The following is a 6351-nucleotide window of genomic DNA, read 5'->3' on the forward strand; positions in this document are numbered from 1 at the left end:
AACTGTACACCAACTGTCATAAAAGTATGAATTCAACTATTAAAGCAGTTAGTTATCAATTAAATTAAGCTTAGATCGATCGGAGAACTGTGAATAAAGTATTGTCTTTTAAAGGTATCGATAGGTAAGGGTTTAGAAAACAAATAACCTTGTCCAAATTCACAACCAGCAGCAGTTAAAATTTGTTTTTGCGCTGCATTTTCTATCCCTTCAGCGACCACTTGTATATCTAAGTGATGCGCCATCATGATAATAACTTGGCATAATTCGCGGCTATTTTTCTCATTTTCCAGTTCATCAACAAATGATTTATCAATCTTTAGAACATCAACATCCATTTTTTGCAGATATGATAAAGAGGAGTAACCTACACCAAAATCATCAATTGCAATAGCCACGCCGCGTTTTTTTAATTTAGTAAGTTGTGAGCGAATTGAATCTTCACTTTCCATTAATAAGTTTTCAGTGATTTCGATAATAATTGAGTCTCGTTGTAACCCCAGTGACTCTGTGTACTTAAACCAATCTAACATCCATTGCCCATCACCTTTAAACTGAACTGGTGATACATTGATACTTATTTGAAAGTCATCCGCAGCACCTAATCGTTTGAACTCAGCAAGATCTCGAGCAGCCCTGCGTGCGACCCATTCACCCATCTCTAAGATTAATCCCACCTCTTCGGCAATGGCAATAAACTCAATGGGTGGGACCAAGCCTCGCTCTGGATGATTCCAACGTATCAAGGCTTCTGCTTTACACATTTTATTAGTTAATAAGTTAACAATCGGCTGGTAGTACAATTCAAATTGGTCATTCTCTAAACTATGTCGTAAATCTTCGACTAATTGATGCTTTTGAATCACTGCATCCAACATACATTGTTCGAAAAAGTGATGGCTATTACGCCCTGCTTCTTTTGATTTATACATGGCCAAATCGGCATACTTGACTAAGTTTTCAACGGTTCTTCCATCTTCGGGAAAAATGGCGATACCAATACTAGTAGTCACAAATACATGCTTTCCTTGAATCAAAAAACCTTTAGTTAATTGTTGATTAATGGTGTTAGATAGAGAACTTAAAGCGGCTTTACCTACGGCCCCCTCCACTAAAATAAGGAACTCGTCTCCCCCTAATCTCGCTAGAATTGCCGATTCATCAAGAATATTGGTAATACAATTGCTCACTTCAATCAACAGTAGATCACCAAAGTCATGACCCATGGTGTCATTAATCTCTTTAAAGCCATCTAAATCTAAACCTAACAGGGCAAATTCATGTGTCTCACTGCGATTAACTAAAGTCGCCAGTTTATCTAGAATGTAACGTCTATTAGGTAAGCCAGACAAAGGGTCACTAAAGGCTTGAGTAGTTAATTGATTATTCGCAATTTCTAATGCGTTGGTACGCTGCTGTACTGTTTCTTCCAATGAATTATCACGCTGTTTGATGGTTTCTAGCATAGAGTTAAAACAGCTAGCCAGATTACCAACTTCATCACTGGTTAATACTTTAGAGCGTAAATTATAGTTATTGGTTTTAGTGACGCGCTCCGCAACATGCGCTAAATGAGTAAGCGGATAGATAAGACTTTTTCGCAAGAATAACGACAGTATAAAACTCAGGAGTAAAATTAACGCTAATATGGCTAATAAAAATAAGCTAAAGAATAATAGGCTGCGCTCAATCACAGAGTAATCGGCAGTAATACTTAATAAACCATGCCTTACCCCTTTCATTATTAAAGGTGTATGGCTTACCATCAATTTATTAAATATTTTAACTTCATTGTTCTTTTTTGTAGAAACCCCTACAAATAGATTGCCATCATTATCTTTAATGGTAGCGCTTACAATATTACTTTGTCCAAGTAATGACTCTAATGACTCTGAAGCACTCACTTCATCTTGAAAGATAAGGGAAGCCGTTAAGGTAGGTGCAAGAATCTTAGCGATTGAATTTAGCTTTGACTGCTCAGCTTTTGTAACAGCATTTAATTCATAAACGGTAAACATAGCCGCAATAGTCATGCTACTAAAGAGAGCTACTACCATTAAAATCATTAACAACTTAGCATTTAATGACTCGGTTAAAGCACGAGGTAAAATCATTGTGCCCTCTCTTCATAAACTCTACCCAACCGCAGTACTTTAGAGCTCATTTTTATACCTGACTTTCTTAAACGTTTTGGTGCGACCTCAAATCGAATTTTACCACTAACGATAAAAAAGTTGATATGCCCTCCCGAGGCCAAAAATCCGTCAAACTCTCCCACTAACATCATATTTGGAAAGTGTTGTTTTTCTTCCATGGTATTCCAAATATCCGTATCAGCTTTTGAAATAAATAAAGTATTACAACTCGTTAGATCCACATTATCCTTAGTTAACAATATTAAGTTAACAGGACGAGACTCCACCTTCATATGCAATAATGTTTTAGTGGCTGTGACGACAAAATCTAAATTGAAACTACAGATATTATAGTTATGTTGATGGCTAGCATTAAACCATTTCCCCTGAGAATAGCGAGCAAAATTGTATATAAATCCTGATTTTATCGCTTCTTCCCTTGGCGTAGCGAATAACTCTCCTGAGACAGTCAAGAGTAGAAGTCCAATCAATAGCATGCTAAATTTACGTGAAATTAACATGGCATGATACCTAAAATGTTGCCGTTATTTGAGCTAAATAACTCGGTTCAATATAGGTGGCAATAGTATAAGCTTCGCCTGAGTTACCATACTCAATATGCTTACCGTACAATAAGTTGTTACCAGTTAGGGAAAAAGTGAGCATTTCATTAACTTGCCAACGCCAACTTACGTCTAATACTGCATAGTCTCTTGTATCGTAAGCTTCTCCATCTTCAATTCGATAAATAACAGAAAACTGATGGTCATTGGTTAGTTCAAAATTTGCTTTGGCCATAATTTGACGCATAGAAGAATCGTAACCAATCGCTTCTTCTGTTCCCTCAGGTAAATCGTATTGGTAAGAGGTAAAACTATACCCCAGCTCAGTGCTTAATCTTTGATAAGGACGCCAATGTACAGTCGCCTCACCACCATAAGTGGTTAATTCACCCTCAGATAAAAAGTTATAAGTAATATAAGTAAAAGTATCGTTAACATTAGGCTCAATCACTAACACATTACGGGCTTTTGTATGAAATAAAGAAACATCCACTTCAACGTCACTCAAGCTATAACGGTAGCCTAACTCTTTAGATACCGATTTTTCTGCATCAATATCATTGCTACCAACAATATCGGTACGAATACCGTAAGCGGAATGAATACGAGCCATATTGTTATATTCTAAGAAAGAAGGAATTCTAACGCCCTGTGAAACGGCTCCCCAAATCGAATGGCGAGATGCCGGTGTCCATAAAAAACGCACCATAGGTTGATGCTCCCACCCCGTAAAGCTATTTCTTTCGGAACGGTTACCCACAATCAACTTAAACTTGTCAGGCACTAAATTAAATTGAAATTGAACAAATCCACCAAAGTGGTCATAGTGATTTACGTTACTGATGTTAGAAAAGTAATCACTCTCTTCAATGAACACATCGGTATAGCGATAATTAATGCCCCAATCAAATTGAGTATTTTTAATGAGCGTGTTCATTTGATAATCAATATCAGTGGTTAAAAATCGATCTCTATAATAAGCCTGATCACCACGTTGTGAACTAAAGGAAGCTTGTAACATTTGATTAGAATCAGAAGATAAACGATAGTCTAATCGGGTCATTAATTGCAAATAATCAAGAGAGTATTGATCAACAACAGCGGTCGCTAAGTTAGTGTTAAGGTCAGCAAGACGTAAATTCTGTCCCATATCTATATTGTTGTACCAGAATTGCGCTAATAAGGATAAATCATCACTGATATTTATATCTCCTCGCGCATTTATATTTTGTTTTTTACCATCATCATTTGCAGAGAGTTCTCTGTCACTTTTATTAGCAGCATCACTTTTCTCAATGCCACCTGATACTCTAAACGAGCTATAGTTGGACAGATCACCACCAACTCGAAAATCAGCTTTATAATCCTGCTTTGTCCCCGTCGCGACTTGTACAAGATTGTCACGGGTATCCATAGTGTGTTTAGTAATAATATTTACCACACCATTGGTGGCATTACTTCCCCATAATAAACCACCTTGACCACGTATCACTTCAATCCGGTCTATATCATAAAGAGGCACATTAATCGCCTCCCAGTACACACCAGCAAAGCCAGGGTTATAGATGCTCTGCCCATCAATCATCACTAATAATTTGCTGGAGTGGCGTCCTGCCGTACTTCGACTAGTAATAGCCCATTGATTATTATCTAACTTACGCACTTGCATACCCGGTACTAACGTTAAGGCTTGTGCAACTGAGGTAACACCTGATTGAATGATTTCATTATGTGTAAGTACATAAATGGAGGCCGCCGTATCGGACTTATTTTGCAGACGTTTCATGGCTGAAGTAACCTGTATATCAGCCGCCATTAAACTGTCAAAATCTAAGCTAGGTAAGTCGTCAAAAACGGCTTCAGACTCTGCGTGAGCCTGGTTAAAAAAGATAGCCTGACTTGAGAAAACCAACATAAACATTGCGAAATAATGGTGATGTTTCGATCTTAAGCTATTCATTGCTCGAGTAATTTCCATATAAAATCCATATCCTGATAAAACAATAATTTTTTTAGTTACTAATACCACTGGAGAATAAGAAGCTACTATCCTATCTCAACCTAACGACTCATTTATTGATCTATAGATTGTGTCATTGCAAATATTCCAATACAGAAAATTAGCTTTAAGGTGGCACTGTTTAATATCGTACATGCTAATCGTAACTTACCTAAAGATAACGACTATTAAAGAATTAACATATTGTCGTTATTTGGCGATTAATCAAGTTAACCTTTAAAAGACACAAGGCCCTCTTTGGGTTAATTTTTATAACGCAAAATGTTATGCATAGAATTAATAATATTCAGATAGCTTCATTATTGAGTAGATAAAAGCATAAAAATACGAAATTAACATTATTTAATCTAATAAAAAGAAGCCGTTGCACCAGTATAGCCACAAACAACAGTAAAAAAGCAAATTTATATATCAAAATGAGTAAATCATAATAAATTAATGACTGCATGGTCACGCAAATTTTGATGCTTGATATAAAATCATTTACACTCGATGCTCTTTTACCTCTTACAGATTAAGGTGCATTTCATGTTTTTTAAAAACCTTCAAGTTTATCGTTTTACTCGCCCTATGGAACAGGACGACAGCGCACTAGAAAGAAACCTAGAGGAATTTAAGTTTAAACCTTGTGGTAGCCAAGATATTTCTAAACTCGGCTGGGTATTTCCAATGGGTAAAAGTGGCAGTATGTACACTCACATCCACCAAAAACAGATTTTAATTTGCCTTAAAAAAGAAGAAAAGATGTTACCTGCTGGGGTGATCAAAGATCAACTCAATGAACGTGTTGAAGCAATTGAATTAGAACAAGGCCGCGCGTTAAAGAAAAAAGAAAAAGATAGCCTTAAAGAAGATATTATCATGCAGTTATTGCCACGTGCATTTAGCCGCACTTCTCAAACTTTCGCTTGGATAGATAATGAAACCAACATGCTATATGTTGATTGCTCAAGTGCTCGTAAAGCAGAAGAGCTTATCTCTCTTTTACGTAAAACCCTAGGTAGTTTACCAGTAGTCCCAGTTCAACTTCAAAACCAAACCGATGTAGTGATGACAGACTGGTTAGTAGAAGGCAACATCCCTGCTAACTTCCAATTAGAAGATGAGGCGGAACTATGCTCTGCGCTAGAAGGTGGCGGTATTATTCGTTGTAAGCAACAAGACCTGCTTTCAGAAGAGATAAAGAAACACCTCGATTCAGATAAATTTGTTACTAAACTAGCGCTAAACTGGGCTGATAGTATCTCTTTTGTGATTGGTGAAGAGTTTGCCCTGAAGCGTCTGAAGTTCTCTGACGTACTACAAGAGCAAAATGAACACATAGAAGCAGATGATTTTGCAGCGCGTTTTGATGCAGACTTTATTTTGATGACCGGAGAGATAAAACAACTTATCCCCTCATTAGTAGAGATATTCGGTGGTGAGCAAAGTTTGTAAATAACCAAACTATTCACCATTCAGTAAACTTCAATTAAACCTGCGCTTTAGCAGGTTTTTTTATGCCTAGTGATTAGTGTGATTAATAAAAAGACTTCAATACTTGCACGTTTCTGAAACACTCAATCGATCCAGTATTATATTAGTTTTAAGTGATGACCTCCGCCAACAAACCATTTAATACCAATTGTATTAA

Annotated in this window: 4 protein-coding genes; 1 reads left to right on the forward strand and 3 read right to left on the reverse strand. The window is 36.8% G+C overall.

Annotated features, from left to right (window positions below; translation table 11 throughout):
* Positions 1-59 precede the first annotated feature (59 nt).
* Genes DS885_RS01910 through DS885_RS01920 form a run of 3 tightly spaced genes read right to left on the reverse strand, consistent with a single transcriptional unit; the run spans position 60 to position 4676 of the window.
* Complete coding sequence (locus DS885_RS01910) at positions 60-2114, reverse strand: EAL domain-containing protein (protein ID WP_113817712.1); 2055 nt, start codon at positions 2112-2114, stop codon at positions 60-62.
* A complete protein-coding gene (locus tag DS885_RS01915; protein WP_113817713.1) occupies positions 2111-2656 on the reverse strand; it encodes a YfiR family protein in 546 nt (181 codons plus the stop codon). The genes DS885_RS01910 and DS885_RS01915 overlap by 4 nt, the downstream gene beginning before the upstream one ends.
* Before the next feature lie 10 nt (positions 2657-2666).
* Positions 2667-4676: a TonB-dependent receptor plug domain-containing protein gene (locus tag DS885_RS01920; RefSeq protein ID WP_113817714.1), complete on the reverse strand. Its 2010-nt coding sequence runs from the start codon at positions 4674-4676 to the stop codon at positions 2667-2669.
* A gap of 570 nt (positions 4677-5246) precedes the next feature.
* Here DS885_RS01920 and rdgC point away from each other — a divergent pair.
* Entirely contained in the window at positions 5247-6155 is a 909-nt protein-coding gene (gene rdgC, locus DS885_RS01925) for a recombination-associated protein RdgC (RefSeq protein WP_113817715.1), read from the forward strand.
* The last annotated feature ends 196 nt before the right edge of the window (positions 6156-6351 follow it).

The organism is Psychromonas sp. B3M02, from assembly GCF_003318165.1.
Classification (GTDB): Bacteria; Pseudomonadota; Gammaproteobacteria; order Enterobacterales; family Psychromonadaceae; genus Psychromonas.